This window comes from Micromonospora sp. NPDC047753 (assembly GCF_040642735.1).
Classification (GTDB): Bacteria; Actinomycetota; Actinomycetes; order Mycobacteriales; family Micromonosporaceae; genus Micromonospora.
On sequence record NZ_JBEYSL010000736.1, the window covers coordinates 1 to 2414 of the forward strand.

The window sequence follows — 2414 nt, forward strand, 5'->3', positions numbered from 1 at the left end:
GTGGAATACCTGCGTCGCCGTACCGAGGACTTCACCGCGGTCGCCACTCCCGGCGCCGGCAAGACCACCTTCGCCCTGCGGATCGCGGCCGAGTTGCTCGGTGACGGCACCGTGGAGGCGGTCACTGTGGTCGCCCCGACCGAGCACCTGAAGAGCCAGTGGGCAGACGCGGCGGCCCGGGTGGGCATCCAACTCGACGCCGCCTTCCGCAACGCCGACCTGCACTCCTCGGCCGACTTCCACGGCGCGGTGATCACCTACGCGCAGGTGGGAATGGCCCCGCAGGTGCACCGACGGCGCACCATGACCCGACGCACCCTGGTCATCCTCGACGAGATCCACCACGCTGGCGACTCCCGCTCCTGGGGCGACGGGGTGAAGAACGCCTTCGAACCCGCCGTACGCCGGCTGATGCTCACCGGGACACCGTTCCGCTCCGACGACAACCCGATCCCGTTCGTCAGCTACGAGCGGGGCGGGGACGGGCTGCTGCGCTCCCGCGCCGACTCGGTGTACGGCTACTCCGACGCGCTGCGCGACGGGGTGGTCCGGCCGGTGCTCTTCCTGGCGTACTCCGGGGAGACCCGCTGGCGTACCAACGCGGGGGAGGAGCTGGCCGCCCGGCTGGGCGAGCCGATGACCCAGGACCTGGTGGCCCAGGCGTGGCGTACCGCGCTGGACCCGGCCGGCGACTGGATGCCGCAGGTGCTGCGGGCCGCCGACGCCCGACTCACGGTGCTGCGCAACGCGGGCATGGCCGACGCCGGTGGTCTGATCATCGCCACCGATCAGCAGACCGCCCGCTCGTACGCCAAGCTCATCGAGCAGGTGACCGGTGAGAAGGCCGCCGTGGTGCTCTCCGACGACCAGGGCGCTTCCGCGCGGATCGCGACGTTCGCGGCGTCCGACCAGCGATGGATGGTCGCGGTGCGGATGGTGTCCGAGGGGGTCGACATCCCACGACTGGCGGTCGGGGTCTACGCCACCAGCGCCAGCACGCCGCTGTACTTCGCCCAGGCGATCGGCCGGTTCGTGCGGGCCCGCCGGCCCGGGGAGACCGCGTCGGTGTTCCTGCCCAGCGTGCCGCACCTGCTCGGGCTGGCCAGCGAGATGGAGACCGAGCGCGACCACGTACTCGGTAAACCCAAGGAAGCCGACGGTTTCGACGACGACCTGTTGGAACGCGCGCAGCGCGACGACCAGGCCAGCGGGGAACTGGAGAAGCGGTTCGCGGCCCTCTCGGCCACCGCCGAGCTGGACCAGGTGATCTTCGACGGGGCGTCGTTCGGCACCGCGGCCCAGGCCGGCACCCCCGAGGAGGAGGAATACCTCGGCCTGCCCGGTCTGCTCACCGCCGACCAGGTTTCGCTGCTGCTCACCAAGCGCCAGGCCGCACAGCTCGCCGCCCAACGCCGTCGTACGGCCGACGGGGCCGCTCAGCCGGCCGCTGCGGCCACGGCAGCGCCGCCCGCACCCATGAGCGCCGCCCAGCGTCGCGTGGCGCTCCGGCGTCAACTGAACGCTCTGGTGGCCGCCCGACACCACCGCACCGGCCAGCCGCACGGCAAGATCCATGCCGAGCTGCGCCGACTCTGCGGCGGGCCGCCGAGCGCCCAGGCCACCATCGAGCAGCTTGAGGAACGCATCGCCACCGTGCAGACCCTCTAGACGCGGGCCGGCTGCGGCGGGCTGGTGGCCGGTCAGCTGCGCCCGTACCCCCGCAGGTCCCGGCCCGGCGCCGGCGCAGGTCCCGGCCCGGCGCAGGTCCCGGCCCGGCGCAGGTCCCGGCCCGGCGCGGGCCCGGCGGCCGACGGCTGCTGGGCGTGCTGCTCGGTCCGCTGCGCCCGTACCCCCGCAGATCCCGGCCCGGCGCCGGCCCGGCGGCTGCTGGGCGTGCTGCTCGACGGCAAGGGCGTGGAGAGGCTGACCGACGGCGAACACGTGCTGCTCCGGGCCGCGTCGGCCGTTTCGGCCGTGATCCACTCGGCTTCCTTGAAGACGCGGGGTTCGAGCGAGGTGGAAAGCGCGACTTCAAGGAACCCGAGTGGATCAACGGAGGCCTGGCTGGTGCTGCGGCTTGCCTGCCCGGAACGGCTATGGATGCCCCTGTGCGGGCGTCCCGATCTCAAGATCGCGCAACATCCTGGTTCTAGTGGCTTCCCGGCGTTCCGTGGCCACTGCATCCTGGTTCGAGTGCGATCTTGGTGGCCGTGGCCGTGGCCGTGGCCGTGGCCGTGGCCGTGGCCGTGGCCGTGGCCGCCGCGGCCGGGGTTCCGGTCTCCCAGGGGCGGCGTTCGTCGTCAAGATCGGCGCAGGATCAGGGATGTTGCTGTCTCGGGCGCGTCGGAGGCAGCAGCATCGGGGATGTTGCTCGGATCTTGGGCGCGGGGCGCGGGGCGCGGGGCGCGGGGCGC

At 72.9% G+C, this 2414-nt stretch carries 1 protein-coding gene; it reads left to right on the top strand.

Annotation, left to right across the window (positions count from 1 at the left end; translation table 11 throughout):
* Window positions 1-1668, top strand: a 1668-nt coding sequence (locus ABZ749_RS33910) for a DEAD/DEAH box helicase (RefSeq protein WP_357235182.1), incomplete at its 5' end; no start/stop codon positions are given.
* Window positions 1669-2414: the final 746 nt, after the last annotated feature.